This is a genomic window from Robertmurraya sp. DFI.2.37, from assembly GCF_029211245.1.
GTDB classification, from domain to species: Bacteria; Bacillota; Bacilli; order Bacillales; family Cytobacillaceae; genus Robertmurraya; species Robertmurraya methanolica_A.
In genome coordinates this window covers 87765-104275 of record NZ_JARGEJ010000001.1, presented here as the reverse complement: position 1 = coordinate 104275, position 16511 = coordinate 87765, and the positions used below count along the sequence as shown (strand labels likewise).

Below are 16511 nucleotides of genomic sequence, written 5' to 3'. Positions count from 1 at the left end.
GTGAAGATAGTGTTGCGTGACAAATAGCTATCTTTGAAACCAGCATTATTTAAAACACCCTGAATGTTTTCAGGGTGTTTTTTTTGATAAAACGGCTTTGTTACTTATAACAAAGTCTATAAAAAAAGGAGGTTCTTTTAAATGAAGCATTTATTAACAACGAACGCCTTATCGCTAGAAGAAGTGAGAACGATTTTAGAGGATGCACAAGCATTTTCTGAGGGAGCTGTTTGGAAGCCGGGGAAGCAAACTTTTGTTGCCAATTTGTTTTTTGAGCCGAGTACGAGAACGAAATGCAGCTTTGAAGTCGCTGAGAGAAAACTAGGATTAGAAGTTATCCCGTTTGAAGTAAATGCTTCAAGTGTCATAAAGGGAGAAACGCTTTATGACACGATTAGAACCTTACAATCGGTAGGAGTTGAGGCGGTAGTCATCCGTCATAGTATAGATAATTATTTTGCAGCATTGAAAGAACAAATTCAAATTCCGATTTTAAATGCTGGAGATGGCTGTGGCCATCATCCAACGCAATCATTGTTAGACCTACTAACAATCCAACAGGAGTTTGGTCGTTTCCACGGTTTAAAGGTGGCCATTATCGGGGACATCCGCCATAGTCGAGTTGCCCGTTCCAATGCCAATGTTCTAAAACGCTTAGGGGCAGAGGTTGTCTTTTCTGGACCAAAAGAATGGTTTGATGACAGTTTATTGGAGCATGGTCGATACGAGGAGATTGAAGAGGCTATCACAACTTCTGATGTCGTTATGTTGTTGCGGATTCAACATGAAAGACATGAGCAGGAAGGGCATGAGGGGAAAGCGGTGTATCATCAAAGATTTGGGCTTACACTTGAAAGAGAACAAAGAATGAAAGCTGGTAGCATTATTATGCATCCTGCCCCCGTTAATCGAGATGTAGAAATTGCGGACGCGCTCGTTGAGTGTGAACGCTCAAGAATTTTTAAACAAATGGAAAATGGTGTGTATATTAGGATGGCAGTACTAAAACGAGCATTACAACAAGGGGGAAAAGTAAATGTCAATGATCATCAAAAATGGCCTGTTGCTTACTAATGAAGGGGAATTACAAAACAGAGATATATTTATCGAAAATGGGATGATTAAAGAAATCGGAGCATCCCTTTCAATAAAAGCGGATGAAATCATTGACGCTGACGGACTTCTTGTTGCTCCAGGGTTAATTGATTTACATGTGCACCTTCGCGAGCCAGGAGGAGAAAAGAAGGAAACGATTGAAACAGGTACATTAGCGGCTGCTAAAGGTGGTTTTACAACGGTCGCTCCAATGCCGAATACAAGACCGGTTCCAGATTCAAAGGAACAATTACAATGGCTGAATAAACGAATTGAAGAAACAGCATCGGTAAGAGTGTTACCCTATGCTTCTATAACCATCCGTGAGCTTGGCCAGGAGTTGACTAACTTTGCAGAATTGAAAGAGGCAGGAGCCTTTGCCTTTACGGATGATGGCGTAGGGGTACAAAGTGCTGCCATGATGCTAGAAGCGATGAGAAGAGCGGCAGCCATCAATATGCCAATTGTTGCTCATTGTGAAGAAAACACACTCATCAATAAAGGGGCTGTCCACGAAGGAGCTTTTTCAAAGAAACAAGGCATCAATGGAATCCCCTCTGTGTGCGAATCTGTACATATTGCACGTGATGTTCTGTTAGCAGAGGCCGCCGATTGCCACTACCATGTTTGTCATATAAGTACGAAGGAATCGGTGAGAGTTGTACGTGATGCGAAACGGGCGGGAATAAAGGTAACAGCTGAAGTAACGCCCCATCATCTTCTATTATGTGAGGACGATATCCCTGGATTGGATCCAAATTACAAAATGAATCCGCCACTAAGAAGCAAAGAGGATCGGGAAGCTTTGGTTGAAGGTTTACTGGACGGAACAATTGACTTTATTGCCACTGACCATGCTCCACATACAGCAGAAGAAAAGGGAGAAGGTATGGCGTTAGCACCGTTTGGAATTGTTGGCTTAGAAACAGCCTTTCCGCTTCTTTATACGTATTTAGTCAATGCCGGTATCATCACATTAAAGCAACTAATTGACTTTTTAACAATTAAACCAGCTGAAGCATTTGGTTTACCTTATGGAAGGCTAGAGATTGGTAAAAACGCTGATATTACCTTAATCGATTTAGAGCATAAAGAAAAAATTGACCCAGCTAACTTCATATCAAAAGGAAAAAATACCCCGTTTTCAGATTGGGAGTGTTCAGGCTGGCCACAGCTGACAATCGTTGGTGGAAAAATTGCGTACAACAGGGAGAGTGTAAAGGCATGAAAAGGCAATTAATTCTAGAAGATGGTAGCGTCTTTATTGGTGAGGGCTTTGGTAGCGTTAAAAGAATAATTGGTGAAGTCGTCTTTAATACAGGGATGACAGGCTATCAAGAAATTTTATCTGACCCATCCTATTGTGGACAGATTGTCACTTTAACGTATCCTCTCATTGGGAATTATGGCATTAACAGAGATGACTTTGAGTCGATTACGCCAGCAATTTCAGGATTTATCGTGAAGGAAGTAGCTGATTTTCCATCCAATTTTCGCAGCAAAATTTCATTGAATGAATATTTTCGAAGCAAGGATATTCCTGGGATTTCTGGGATAGATACGAGAAAATTAACGAGAATTATTCGCCAACATGGAACATTAAAAGGGGCCATTTGTCATATTGAAGAAAATGTTCAGTCGGTTCTGCAACAATTAAAAGCTACACCATTAAGAAATGACCAAGTGAAGAAAGTTTCTACGAAAACAGCTTATCCGAGTCCAGGAAGAGGGAAAAGAGTGGTCCTTGTCGATTACGGGATGAAGCACGGAATTTTAAGAGAATTGAACAAGCGAAATTGTGATGTCCTTGTCGTTCCTTACGATGTGACAGCAGCAGAAGTGCTTGCTTTGAACCCAGATGGAATCATGCTTTCAAACGGACCTGGGGATCCAAAGGATGTACCGGAAGCGATTGAAATGATTAAGGGCATTTTAGGCAAGGTACCGATGTTTGGGATTTGCTTAGGACATCAGCTCTTTGCTTTAGCATGTGGTGCCAATACCGAAAAAATGAAATTTGGTCATCGAGGCTCCAATCATCCAGTTAAGGATATACGAACTGGGAAAGTGGCCATCACGTCGCAAAATCATGGCTATACGGTGGAAGAGAAATCGATTGGAAATACTCGTTTACAAGTCACTCATATCGCACTTAATGATGGAACGATTGAAGGTTTGCAGCATAAAGATGTACCGGCCTTTACCGTGCAATATCATCCTGAAGCTTCACCAGGTCCAGAGGATGCCAATTATTTATTTGACCAGTTTATGAGTTTAATAGAATCTGAGGAAAGTGGTGCAAACAAATGCCAAAGCGTACAGATATAAACAGTATATTAGTCATCGGATCAGGGCCGATTGTTATCGGTCAAGCAGCGGAATTTGATTATGCAGGGACACAAGCATGTATTGCCTTAAAAGAAGAGGGATATAAGGTTATACTTGTTAATTCAAACCCGGCAACGATTATGACAGATACTGAAATGGCCGATGTGGTATATATTGAGCCACTTACTCTTGAATTCGTAAGTCGTATTATTCGCAAAGAACGCCCAGACGCAATCGTGCCAACATTAGGAGGGCAAACTGGTCTGAACTTAGCGGTTGAACTTGCTAAATCAGGGGTCCTTGAAGAATGTGGTGTAGAAATACTAGGAACGAAATTATCTGCGATTGAACAAGCTGAAGATAGGGATCTTTTTCGTACATTAATGAATGAACTAGGCGAGCCTGTACCTGAAAGTGACATCATCCACAACTTAGAAGAAGCTCGTCAATTTGTGCAAACAGTAGGGTATCCAGTAATCGTTCGTCCTGCCTTTACATTAGGCGGTACAGGTGGCGGAATTTGCCATAACGAGGCAGAGTTGATAGAAACCGTACAAAGTGGTTTGAAATATAGCCCTGTTACCCAATGTTTATTAGAAAAAAGCATAGCAGGCTACAAGGAAATAGAGTATGAGGTTATGAGAGATGCAAATGACAATGCGATTGTTGTTTGTAATATGGAGAATATTGATCCAGTCGGTGTTCATACAGGGGATTCGATTGTTGTTGCCCCAAGCCAAACGCTTAGTGACAGAGAATACCAGCTTCTTCGTAATACCTCATTGAAAATCATTCGTGCCCTAGGAATTGAAGGGGGCTGTAATGTCCAGCTAGCACTTGATCCATATAGCTTCCAGTATTACATCATTGAAGTAAACCCTAGGGTAAGCCGTTCTTCTGCATTAGCCTCAAAAGCAACGGGTTATCCAATTGCTAAGCTCGCAGCGAAAATTGCGGTTGGCTTGACTTTGGATGAGATGATGAACCCGATCACAGGGAAAACATATGCCAGCTTTGAGCCTACGCTTGATTACATTGTCACGAAAATTCCACGCTGGCCATTTGATAAATTTGATTCAGCCAAGCGAAATCTAGGTACGCAAATGAAAGCAACCGGAGAAGTGATGGCTATCGGACGCACATTTGAAGAATCATTATTAAAAGCAATTCGCTCTCTTGAGGCAGGCGTTTTCCATTTAGCTCTTAACAATGCAGACGAAATCAATAACGAGTTATTAGAGAAGCGTATCCGTAACGCTGGAGATGAAAGGTTGTTTTACATCGGAGAAGCGTTAAGAAGAGGTTGCAGTATTGATACGATTCATGATTGGAGTCAAATTGATCTCTTTTTCCTTCATAAAATGGAAAAAATCATTAAGTTCGAACAAGAAATTGCCGATCACCATTTTGACCTAGAAGTAGGGAAAAAAGTGAAAGAAATGGGCTTTTCTGATATTGCTCTTGCTAAAATTTGGAATTGCAGTGAGCTTGAAATCTACGAATGGCGCAAAAAGCATGATATTAGGCCAGTTTATAAGATGGTCGACACATGTGCTGCCGAATTTGAATCTGAAACACCGTACTATTATGGTTCTTACGAAGATGAAAATGAGTCGATTGTAACGGAAAAGAAAAGTGTCATTGTCCTAGGTTCTGGACCCATTCGAATTGGGCAAGGGATTGAGTTTGATTATTCGACGGTTCATGCCGTATGGGCGATTAAGGAAGCAGGTTATGAAGCCATCATTATTAACAATAATCCAGAAACAGTTTCAACCGATTTCAGTATTTCAGATAAGCTTTACTTCGAACCACTGACGATCGAGGATGTTATGCATATCATCGATTTAGAAAAGCCGGAAGGGGTGGTTGTTCAGTTTGGGGGACAAACGGCAATTAATCTTGCCTCCAAGCTTGTTGAGCGTGGCGTGAACATTCTCGGTACATCTCTTGAGAATATCGATGGAGCAGAGGACAGGGATAAATTTGAACATGCCCTTTCTCGCTTAAATATTCCGCAGCCAAAAGGGAAAACAGCTTTATCGGTCGAAGAAGCAGTGAAAATTGCTGCTGGAATCGGCTATCCAGTGTTAGTTCGCCCTTCCTATGTCCTTGGAGGACGGGCGATGGAAATCGTCTATCATGAGGAAGAACTACTACACTATATGAAAAATGCAGTCAAAATCAATCCAGAGCACCCGGTTCTCATTGACCGCTATTTAACGGGAAAGGAAATTGAGATTGATGCCATTTGTGATGGAGAGACAGTTTTGATTCCAGGAATTATGGAGCATATTGAAAGAGCGGGAGTTCACTCAGGAGATTCGATTGCTGTCTATCCACCACAAAGCTTAACGCAAGAAATAAAAAATACATTAGTAGACTATACGAAAAAGTTAGCAAAAGGCTTAGGAATTATAGGGCTCTTAAATATTCAGTACGTTATCTCCAAAGGGGATGTTTTCGTTATTGAAGTTAACCCTCGCTCAAGCCGAACCGTTCCATTTTTAAGTAAAATTACGAAGGTACCTATGGCAAAAATTGCGACTAAGGTCATTCTTGGTCAAACTTTAAAAGAACTAGGTTATAAATCAGGGCTTGTACCAGAGCAATCAGGCGTATATGTGAAAGTACCTGTTTTCTCTTTTGCTAAGCTGAGAAGAGTTGATATCACATTAGGTCCAGAAATGAAATCAACCGGGGAAGTTATGGGGAAAGACAGCACTCTTGAAAAAGCATTATATAAAGGTCTAGTCGCATCAGGGATGAAAATTCAGTCGCACGGTAATGTCCTTATGACCGTTGCTGACAAAGATAAGGAAGAATCTCTTCAAATTGCCAGAAGGTTTGCGTCCATTGGTTTTCGATTAATGGCAACAAGTGGTACTGCTGAATTTTTACAAACGGCAGGAATTGAAGTGAAAGTCGTTGATAAAATTGGCACTGATGGTCCAGATCTACTGGATGTCATTCGCAATGGCAATGCGCAAATGGTGATCAACACCTTAACGAAGGGCAAACAGCCAGCACGTGATGGCTTTAGAATCCGGCGAGAGTCCGTTGAAAATGGAATTCCATGCTTCACGTCACTCGATACGGCAGAGGCGATGCTTCGTGTCCTCGAATCGCTGACTTTTGCGGCAGAACCAATGGGGCAACAAACGAAAGCACGAGAGGCGGTTTTACTGTGATAATTAATGAACAATGTTCCATCGTTTCCCAGCGAGAAATAGCTGATAACATTTATGAGCTCATCCTTCGTGGTGAGCTTTCCTCTCAAATGAATGAACCAGGCCAGTTTGTTCATGTAAAGATAGCTTCAGGATATGACCCATTGCTCCGTAGACCGATCAGTATCGCAAATATCGATCGAGAAAATCATGAATTTACCTTGATTTATCGGAAAGATGGCCGAGGAACTGCCATTTTGTCTTCAAAAAAGACCTCTGAAACAGTCGATATTCTTGGCCCATTGGGACATGGATTTCCAATTGAGGAAACGAATGCAGGTGAGACGGTTTTACTCGTCGGTGGCGGAATTGGCGTTCCTCCGTTGTATGAGTTATCCAAGCAATTGGTGAAAAAAGGGGTAAATGTTCTCCATGTCCTTGGCTTTCAAAACGAAGCAGTGGTGTTCTATGAAGACAAATTTAAAAGTTTAGGATCTACCTATGTCACGACTACCGATGGTTCTTACGGTACAAAAGGCTTTGTAACGGATGTCATCAAAGAGTTGAGCTTTGATACCATTTACTCTTGCGGACCAACAGCGATGCTTAAGGCAGTAGAAGCTGAATATGCCTCTCATAAAAAAGTGTATGTATCCTTGGAGGAAAGAATGGGCTGTGGCATTGGCGCTTGCTTTGCTTGCGTATGTCATACTGCTGACGACCCGTCCGGGTTTTCCTATAAAAAGGTATGTACGGATGGACCTGTTTTTAAAGCTGGGGAGGTTGTGCTATGAATCACTTAGAGATCCAATTACCAGGTTTACACTTGAAAAATCCCGTCATGCCTGCTTCAGGATGCTTTGGCTTCGGTAGAGAATTCGGTGGCTTATACAATTTGAGCGATTTAGGCGCGATCATGATTAAAGCAACGACAGCGGAGCCTCGCTTTGGTAATCCGACACCTCGAGTTGCTGAAACAGCAGCAGGAATGTTGAATGCGATTGGCTTACAAAATCCAGGCCTAGATGGAGTGATGAATAAGGAGCTCCCATGGCTAGAACAGTTTAATGTACCAATTATTGCTAATGTGGCAGGCTCTACTGAAGAGGATTATGTGGAAGTCGCTAAGCGTATTTCCACTGCAGCAAATGTTCATGCTCTTGAATTAAATATCTCCTGTCCGAATGTGAAAACAGGTGGTATTGCCTTTGGTACGATTCCGGAAGTAGCCAAAAGTTTAACTAAAAAAGTAAAAGAAGTGTCAGCAGTTCCGGTTTATGTGAAGCTTTCTCCCAATGTTACCAATATCGTCGAGATGGCAAAAGCCGTAGAAGCTGGTGGAGCCGACGGACTTACGATGATAAACACGCTCCTCGGAATGAGACTTGATTTGAAAACCGCTAAACCGATTTTAGCGAATAAATCGGGAGGACTATCAGGTCCTGCGATTAAGCCTGTTGCGATTCGGATGATTCATGATGTTAGCCAACAAGTGAACATTCCGATTATTGGAATGGGTGGAATTGAGACAGCGGAGGATGTCATCGAGTTTTTCTATGCAGGTGCAAGTGCTATTGCTGTCGGCACGGCAAACTTTGTCGACCCGTTCGTTTGTCCGAAAATCATTAAAGACTTACCTGAACTACTTGATCAACTTGGCTTTGACCATATTTCTGAATGTACGGGAAGGAGCTGGAAGTAAATTGAATAATCCCCTTATTATCGCCCTAGATTTTCCAAATAAGAATGAGGTATTGCAATTTTTAAATCCGTTTCAAGACGAGAAGCTTTTTGTAAAGGTTGGCATGGAGCTTTTTTATCAGGAAGGGCCTCAAATTATCCAAGAAATAAAAGAAAAAGAGCATCAAATTTTTCTGGATTTAAAATTACATGATATCCCTAACACCGTATACAGTGCGATGAAAGGTCTAGCAAAACTTGGTTGTGACCTTGTCAATGTTCATGCGGCAGGGGGCAAAGAAATGATGATGGCCGCTCTTGAAGGACTTGAAGCTGGAACAAATGCTGGAGAGAAGAGACCATCATGTATTGCGGTGACTCAATTGACAAGCACTTCTGAACAGCAAATGAAAAGCGAGCAGCTTATCGAAGCAACTCTACAAGAATCGGTTTTACATTATTCTCTCATTGCACAGGAGGCAGGAATTGACGGAGTCGTTTGCTCCTCTCATGAAGTGGCCATGATACGCCAGCATCTAGGAAAAGAATTTCTAACGGTGACACCAGGAATTCGCTTAAATTATGATTTGGTTCAGGACCAAAAGAGAGTAGCAACACCAGAAGAAGCTAGAAATGCGGGAGTTTCAGCAATTGTCGTTGGTCGAGGAATTACAAAGGCAGAAGAACCATTCAAAAGCTATCAAGCTTATAAACAAGCATGGGAAGGTGTTCGAGTATGAAGAAAATCATCGCTGAAAGATTATTAGAAATAGAAGCAGTGGCCTTAAAACCTGACGAACCATTTACGTGGTCTTCTGGCCTTAAGTCCCCGATTTACTGTGACAACCGGCTGACGCTTTCTTACCCGCATATTCGTAAGGAAATTGTGAATGGTTTAAAGGACTTGATAGTAGAAAAATTTCCAGATGCTGAGCTTATAGCGGGAACGGCTACTGCTGGAATACCGCATGCAGCTTGGGTAAGTGATCTGCTTGATTTACCAATGTGCTATGTCCGTTCAAAAGCAAAGGGGCATGGGAAAGGAAAGCAAATTGAAGGAAAAGCATTGAAAGGGCAAAAAGTAGTGGTTGTAGAGGATTTAATTTCAACGGGGGGTAGCGTCATTACAGCAGTAACTGCTTTAAGAGAAGCAGGCTGTGACGTATTAGGAGTCGTATCCATTTTTACTTATGAACTAGAGAGAGGCAGAAAAAAACTTGTCGAAGCGGGAGTCAATGTTTATTCACTGTCTAATTTTTCCAGTTTAATTGAAGTAGCAGAAGCAAAAGGTCATATACAAGAGAAGGATTTAACAAGTCTAGCAGAATGGAAAAAAGACCCGTCTGAGTGGGGGAAAAAGAGAGTACAATAATGTTAAAAATGGAAGGGAAGATTATGAAATCTTCTCTTTATTTGATTTAATCATTTCTTTTTATTATATTTACATTTTCCCTTCTTTCATCCACGTCCAGATTCGATAGCTTCCATATATGGAAATAAATAGAAGTGATAACAATATAATTACCCAAATGGATAGTTGATTGAATTCATCCAATTCTTTTGAGTGGGTGATGACAAAGAAGGAAAAACGAATAAATATGAAGTAACAAAATATATTTAGGGTAATCCAAACGAGCCTCAATTTATTGTTTTTCATTTTGGCTTCTCCTTAATATAGTAACAATGATAAGGAATAACTTGTCAACTATATATTTCAGTTTATTTTTCTTTATTGTCATTAAATCCGAGCGAACGGTTCACTTGACGCAGAGTATAGAGAGATCGACGGTAACCCAAAACGTACCTTTGTGAGTTCAAGTATTGTAATGAATAACCCCTATTATTATACCATACATATTTCGTTTAACTTTGTTTCATTATGAAAAATGACCATCTAAAAAGGCAGTAAGGAAAACCTTACTACCCTTTATCCAGCCTAACTATTTTTCAATCGTAAAACCGTATCTTCCTCAGGTGTCACGTATACTGTTTGTTGATTTTCATAAATGACATAGCCAGGCTTTGCTCCGCTTGGCTTTTTGACGTGACGAATTTGCGTAAAATCAACCGGTACAGAACTAGAGCTTCGTGCTTTACTAAAATAGGCAGCAAGCTGAGCTGCTTCTATAATCGTCTCTTCAGCAGGATTTGCACTTCGAATCACTACATGTGATCCTGGAATATCCTTCGTATGGAGCCAAATTTCATCTTTGCCCGCTACTTTATTTGTTAAATAATCATTTTGCTTATTATTCTTGCCGACAAGAATTTCTGTTCCATCTGTTGATGTGTACTTTTCTAAAATAGGCTTGGCATTTTTATGATTCTTGTTGCCTTTTTTTTGCCGATCTCGTAAGTAGCCGCCTTCAATCAATTCCTCGCGGATTTCAGAGATGTCCTTCGTTGAGGCCGTTTCAACTTGTTGTAGAAGAGAATCGAAATAAGCAACTTCTTCCTTCGCTTTTTCCAATTGTTTACTCGCCATGACAAGCGCCGTTTTTGCTTTCTGATACCTCGTGAAATATCTCTGTGCATTCTCAGAAGGGCTCTTTTGTGGATTTAACGGAATGGTTACAGTTCCGCCATTCTCATCATAATAATTTATAACTTCAATCTCCTTCATCCCTTTTTCAAGTGCATAAAGATTAGCTGTTAATAATTCACCATAAAGCTGATACTGGCTCGCATTCTTCGCTTCATTGAGCGTTGCTTGAAGCTTTTTGATTTTCTTTTCATTTTTATCCTTTTCATTTAAAATGAATCGTTCTAAATCAGTGGACTGCTGTTTTACCCTGTCTCGTTCCGCTTTGCCAAAATAATAGCGGTCAAGAAGTTCACTGAGCGAGTCATAACGCTTACTTTCCCCATTTAAGTGTTCTAATGGAAAGAGGTAGAAGGATTCTTTCTTATTCTTCATCGTAATCGCAGGCTCGTAGCGATGCTCCTTCATTTTTGTTAACATTTCAACGAACACCTTTGGTACTGTCACTCTATTAGCAATTCCCGCATGATACACTATCTCTTTTGCAAGAAGAGGGGATACCCCTGCAAAATGCTCAACAATCTGTTTGTCCAATTTGCCCGCATTAAAGTCTAATTTTCTTAATAAGGATTCTTCAGTTGCTTCCAATGGGTTTTCCTTGTTTTGGATAGGAGGGGCGATATATTCTTGCCCTGGCATAATTGCTCGATGGCTGTTTACCGCATAGGAAATATGCTTGATGCTATCAAGAATCATATTTCTTGTCTTATCCACTAAAATAATATTGCTATGTCGTCCCATAATCTCGACAATTAATTGCTTTGAAGAAATATCGCCAATTTCATTTCGTCCTTTTACGTCAAAGACCATGATCCGATCCATTCCTACTTGATGGATATCCTCTAAAATAAAGCCCTCAAGATGTTTTCTCAAAAGCATACAAAACATCGGAGGTTCATTTGGATTTTCATAGCTTTCATTTGTTAATTGTGCTCTTGCATAGCTTGGATGAACGGAAATAAGCAGCTTATGATTCTTTCCGTTGGCCCGTATGATTAGCACGATTTCATTTTTAAAGGGTTGATGTATTTTATTGATTCTTCCGCCTTTTAAGAGGGAAGAAAATTCTTCAGTAATCGCTCTTGTAAATAGACCGTCAAATGACATATGTAACATCCTCTTCTTTCTAAAATCTCACTCTTAATCATAGCTTACTTTTGCGGAAAAAACGAATCTTAATGATAGAAAACCACATGTGTTGCATGTGGATTCACTGATTTTTTGTTAATAGAATGACAGAATCGCTTCTTAACTACGTTAATGGGTCAAATCATCATTCGAATTTAAGACGAAGGCGATGTTGTTTCTTTTTCTTTTGGACTAGTGAACAACAGTCTAAGGACGTTATCTGCTGGATATCCCTGTAAATAACAAATGACCTTTTGTTCGTTTTGCAAAACAATTCGGTTCATTCCTTCATTTACGGCTTCAGTAATCCTTCTAATTCATATTCAATGGTTTCATAAATGGTTAGCCCAGAGGGATGTAAGAGTCAAAGGAGTAGAGAATATTCCAGTCAAAAAGGGTGATATTCGTTAAATGAATCATTTCGACCGATAAGTTTTATAGCGAATTCTTTTTTTTAATCGCTTCCTGTCAATGACCCATAATTCTTTCATCGTGACACGGAAGCCCAAAATAAAAGCTAGATATGATAGAGGCAATAATCCACATTCCTTCATCTCTCCATTACCCCATTCCTTCCTAAAATTGCTCTTTTAGTAAAAATAACATTCTATAATTTCGCATTGTTATAAATTTAGATCATTTTTTGGGACGAGTCTGAATAAGCTTTCTTTAGAGTGAGTTTGCATTCTATCACAAATACAAGCAGTGGTTAGAAAGTTTACAACGCTGGAGGAGGAGTGAAATGGTCGGATGAAGTTCCATGGAATGAAAGGACAAGATATTGAAAAGGTCTTGAATACCGACTTTTCTAACGGTTTAACAAACAGTGATGCTAAAAAGCGAATAAAGCAACATGGCTTTAACGAATTAGAAGAAGGTGAAAAGCAGTCAGCACTACTATTGTTTTTTAGTCAATTTAAAGATTTTATGGTTCTTGTTTTATTAGGGGCAGTTTTAATTTCCGGATTATTGGGAGAATATATCGATGCGATTGCAATCATTGCGATCGTTATTTTGAACGGATTTCTAGGGTTTTTCCAGGAGAGAAAGGCGGAGAAATCATTACAAGCATTAAAAGAACTGTCTGCTCCAAGTGTAATGGTCATGAGAGACGGTGAATGGGAGAAGATCCCATCAAAGGAGCTTGTTCCAGGGGATGTTGTTAAATTTTCGTCTGGTGATCGGATTGGTGCCGATGTAAGGGTCATAGAATCAAAAAGTTTGGAGATTGAAGAATCTGCCTTAACAGGAGAATCCCTTCCGGTAGCAAAAACAATTGAGCCTCTAGAAAAAGAAAATATCGGAATTGGCGATATGGAAAATATGGCCTTTATGGGAACGATGGTGACAAGAGGTTCAGGAATTGGTGTTGTTGTTGGCACTGGCATGAAAACGGCAATGGGGCAAATAGCTGATTTATTGCAAAATGCAGAAACGACGATCACACCATTGCAGAGAAAATTGCAGCAACTTGGAAAAATATTAATTATTGTCGCTATTTTGCTGACAGTTTTGGTCGTGCTTGTCGGGGTCATCCAAGGGAATGATTTGTATACAATGTTCTTGGCTGGAGTTTCACTAGCGGTTGCAGCGATTCCTGAGGGGCTTCCTGCCATTGTAACAGTTGCCCTTTCTCTAGGGGTTCAAAGAATGATAAAGAAAAATGCGATTGTTCGAAAGCTGCCTGCGGTCGAAACGCTAGGCTGTGCTTCCGTTATTTGTTCCGATAAAACAGGAACGATGACGCAAAACAAAATGACCGTTACCCACCTATGGAGCGGTGGAGTTACTTGGAGAGTAGATGGAGTTGGCTATAATCCCCATGGCAGCTTCTATCGGGGGGAACAGGAGAGGCCAGTCGATGTTAATCGAGAAAAATCTGTTCAACAAATGCTCATGTTTGGTATGCTCTGTAATCATGCCGTTTTAAAAGAAAAAGCAAAGAATGATTATGTTGTTGATGGCGATCCAACGGAAGGGGCTCTTCTTGTAGCAGCAATGAAAGCTGGCTACAAGCGTGAAGGTCTCTTAAAGCAATATCAAATTGTGCAAGAGTTTCCATTTGATTCTACGAGAAAGCTAATGTCGGTTATTGTTAAAGATCCAAATGGTCGTCAATTCATTGTGACAAAAGGGGCTCCAGATGTGATGGTCGGGCTTAGTGAATCGATTCTTTGGGATGGGAGGCGGCAGCATTTTTCAACGGAAAGAAAAAAGGATGTCCAAACAGCTATTAATGAATTAGCCTCAAAAGCACTTCGGACGATTGCGATCGGTTTCAAAGAAGTACCCGCCAAAACACTGATCCTTGATGAAAAAGAAGCGGAGAAAGATTTGACGTTTATTGGGCTGCAGGGGATGATCGATCCGCCACGGCCTGAAGTTAAACAAGCGGTTAAAGAGTGTAAGGAAGCAGGAATTAAAACGGTCATGATCACAGGAGACCATTTGATTACAGCAAAGGCAATCGCTGCTCAATTAGGAATCCTTACAAAAGATAAGCATGTTTTAGATGGTAAGGCATTATCGAAAATGTCTGTCGACGAGTTAGAAGCAGTGGTCGATGATGTGGCAGTTTTTGCCCGTGTCTCACCTGAGCATAAGTTGAAAATTGTCCGTGCTTTTCAAAATCGCGGTCATATTGTAGCGATGACAGGCGATGGAGTTAATGATGCGCCTGCGATTAAGACAGCGGATATTGGAGTGGCGATGGGAATTACGGGTACAGATGTGGCCAAGGAGGCATCTGCTCTCGTTTTACTGGATGACAATTTTGCTACTATTAAAGCTGCTATCAAAGAAGGACGCAATATTTATGAAAATGTTCGAAAATTTATTCGATACTTATTGGCTTCGAATGTTGGTGAAATTCTTGTTATGCTTTTTGCGATGCTGTTGGCACTCCCTTTGCCGCTTGTCCCGATCCAGATCCTTTGGGTGAATCTCGTGACAGATGGTTTACCGGCAATGGCGTTAGGGCTTGATCAACCGGAAGGCGATGTGATGAAGCGAAGTCCGAGAAATCCAAAAGAAGGGATTTTTGCAAGGGGGCTGGGCTGGAAAGTCATTTCGCGAGGATTTTTAATCGGTATTGCAACATTGATTGCTTTTATGATTGCCATAAATGAAAACCCAGATCATTTAGCGTATGCACAAACGGTGGCTTTTGCCACATTGGTGATGGCGCAATTAATACATGTATTTGATTGTCGCAGTGAAAAATCGATTTTTGCTCGCAATCCGTTTGGAAATATGTACTTAGTTTGGGCAGTTGTATCTTCTATTGCCTTAATGTTTGTAGTCATTTACTATCCGCCGCTACAGCCAATTTTCCACACGGTTCCGATCCTTGCAAAAGATTGGCTCATGATTATTGGGTTAGCTGCAGCACCAACTTTTTTACTGGCAGGAACATTTTTGGCAAGAAAAAGAAAGTAAACTATGTTATAATCCAAAAGGTAATAGGGCAATTGCTCTATTGCCTTTTTCAATGGGCTGTTTTGCGAAGTTTAGGTAGACTGTAAGCTGTTTAATCAGCTTTGCTATGATGCAGTTGTTTGCTAGTTAAGCCATTGCTTTTAAAATTTGCCCTTGATTTTGCGGAATGAATCCCAAATTTTTATCAACATTATTGTTAAACATGGCCTTTCAATATCAAAAATTGGGTGTGTTGCTATGATCGTTAGTATGACAGGCTTTGGTCGAAGTAAAGCAGAACTCGAGACATGTTCTGTGACAGTAGAAATAAAAGCTGTTAATCATCGTTTTCTAGAGTTCAATATACGAATGCCTAGGCAGCTTCTTGTGGTCGAGGATAAAATAAAGAAAAAAATTGCCGAGCATGTAACAAGAGGAAGAATTGAAGTATTTGTGACTGTTGAAGGTACAGGACATCTTTCCTCTAATGTGGTTGTAGATTGGCCCCTTCTTGATAAATATGTTCAATCCATTAAAGCGATTCAGAACAAGTATAAGCTTGAAGATTCATTTTCTTTACGGGATCTTTTACTGCGTGAAGATTTGATTTCGATCGAAGAAGGGCATGAAGGAAATCCAGAACTGGAACAATTGGTTCTTCATGCAATTGAAAATGCCGCTGCACAATTGAAGCAGATGCGTATAGTAGAAGGAAAAGTCCTCGAGAGTGACTTACATAATCAATTAAATATTTTAAGTGAAAAAACCACATTATTAAAAAAATACGCTCCTCAGGTTGTTGAGCTTTATCGAGAAAGATTGCGTAAAAGGATGGAGGAGTTCACCAATGGTGTCGTCGATGAAGATAGAATGGTGAATGAAATCGCGATTTTTGCAGATAAGGCAGATATTAATGAAGAATTGACTAGATTAGAAAGTCATATTAGTCAATTTTATCAGATCATGAGTTTAACTGAACCAGTTGGACGTAAATTGGATTTTCTCCTCCAGGAAATGAATCGTGAAGTGAATACAATCGGTTCAAAAGGTAATGATTCAAGTATTGCTAGAGAAGTAGTCGAGATGAAAAGCTTGCTCGAAAAAATGAAAGAGCAGGTTCAAAATATAGAGTAGTCCGGGTTTAGAAATAG

Annotated in this window: 12 protein-coding genes; 10 read left to right on the top strand and 2 right to left on the bottom strand. The window is 40.3% G+C overall.

From position 1 onward, the window contains the following. Positions 1 to 141 precede the first annotated feature (141 nt). Genes PZE06_RS00515 through pyrE form a run of 8 tightly spaced genes read left to right on the top strand, consistent with a single transcriptional unit; the run spans position 142 to position 9645 of the window. Complete coding sequence (locus PZE06_RS00515) at positions 142 to 1074, top strand: aspartate carbamoyltransferase catalytic subunit (protein ID WP_150913365.1); 933 nt, start codon at positions 142 to 144, stop codon at positions 1072 to 1074. After that, positions 1037 to 2323 (top strand): dihydroorotase, encoded by a 1287-nt coding sequence (locus tag PZE06_RS00510; protein ID WP_150913368.1) that lies wholly within the window; start codon positions 1037 to 1039, stop codon positions 2321 to 2323. Before PZE06_RS00515 ends, PZE06_RS00510 begins: the two co-directional genes overlap by 38 nt. Next, positions 2320 to 3423, top strand: a complete 1104-nt coding sequence (locus tag PZE06_RS00505) for a carbamoyl phosphate synthase small subunit (protein ID WP_150913370.1) — start codon at positions 2320 to 2322, stop codon at positions 3421 to 3423. The genes PZE06_RS00510 and PZE06_RS00505 overlap by 4 nt, the downstream gene beginning before the upstream one ends. Further along, a complete protein-coding gene (gene carB, locus PZE06_RS00500) occupies positions 3402 to 6614 on the top strand; it encodes a carbamoyl-phosphate synthase large subunit (protein WP_150913372.1) in 3213 nt (1070 codons plus the stop codon). Before PZE06_RS00505 ends, carB begins: the two co-directional genes overlap by 22 nt. Next, positions 6611 to 7387: a dihydroorotate dehydrogenase electron transfer subunit gene (locus tag PZE06_RS00495; RefSeq protein ID WP_263641544.1), complete on the top strand. Its 777-nt coding sequence runs from the start codon at positions 6611 to 6613 to the stop codon at positions 7385 to 7387. The genes carB and PZE06_RS00495 overlap by 4 nt, the downstream gene beginning before the upstream one ends. Further along, entirely contained in the window at positions 7384 to 8295 is a 912-nt protein-coding gene (locus PZE06_RS00490; RefSeq protein ID WP_150913376.1) for a dihydroorotate dehydrogenase, read from the top strand. Before PZE06_RS00495 ends, PZE06_RS00490 begins: the two co-directional genes overlap by 4 nt. A gap of 1 nt (position 8296) precedes the next feature. Further along, positions 8297 to 9013 carry an orotidine-5'-phosphate decarboxylase gene (gene pyrF / locus PZE06_RS00485; RefSeq protein WP_150913378.1) on the top strand — a complete coding sequence of 239 codons (717 nt, stop codon included), beginning with the start codon at positions 8297 to 8299 and terminating at the stop codon, positions 9011 to 9013. After that, positions 9010 to 9645, top strand: coding sequence for an orotate phosphoribosyltransferase (gene pyrE, locus PZE06_RS00480; RefSeq protein WP_150913380.1), 636 nt, complete (start codon positions 9010 to 9012; stop codon positions 9643 to 9645). Before pyrF ends, pyrE begins: the two co-directional genes overlap by 4 nt. Before the next feature lie 69 nt (positions 9646 to 9714). Here the strand turns inward: pyrE and PZE06_RS00475 are convergent, their stop codons facing one another. Together PZE06_RS00475 and PZE06_RS00470 are read right to left on the bottom strand one after the other, a co-directional pair. Continuing rightward, positions 9715 to 9930, bottom strand: coding sequence for a hypothetical protein (locus PZE06_RS00475; protein ID WP_150913382.1), 216 nt, complete (start codon positions 9928 to 9930; stop codon positions 9715 to 9717). A 279-nt stretch (positions 9931 to 10209) separates the two neighbouring features. After that, positions 10210 to 11922, bottom strand: coding sequence for an Rqc2 family fibronectin-binding protein (locus tag PZE06_RS00470; RefSeq protein WP_150913384.1), 1713 nt, complete (start codon positions 11920 to 11922; stop codon positions 10210 to 10212). A gap of 771 nt (positions 11923 to 12693) precedes the next feature. Here PZE06_RS00470 and PZE06_RS00465 point away from each other — a divergent pair. Beyond that, positions 12694 to 15381, top strand: a complete 2688-nt coding sequence (locus PZE06_RS00465) for a calcium-translocating P-type ATPase, SERCA-type (RefSeq protein WP_150913386.1) — start codon at positions 12694 to 12696, stop codon at positions 15379 to 15381. A 237-nt stretch (positions 15382 to 15618) separates the two neighbouring features. Further along, on the top strand, positions 15619 to 16494 hold the full coding sequence (locus PZE06_RS00460; protein ID WP_150913388.1) for a YicC/YloC family endoribonuclease: 876 nt from the start codon (positions 15619 to 15621) through the stop codon (positions 16492 to 16494). The last annotated feature ends 17 nt before the right edge of the window (positions 16495 to 16511 follow it).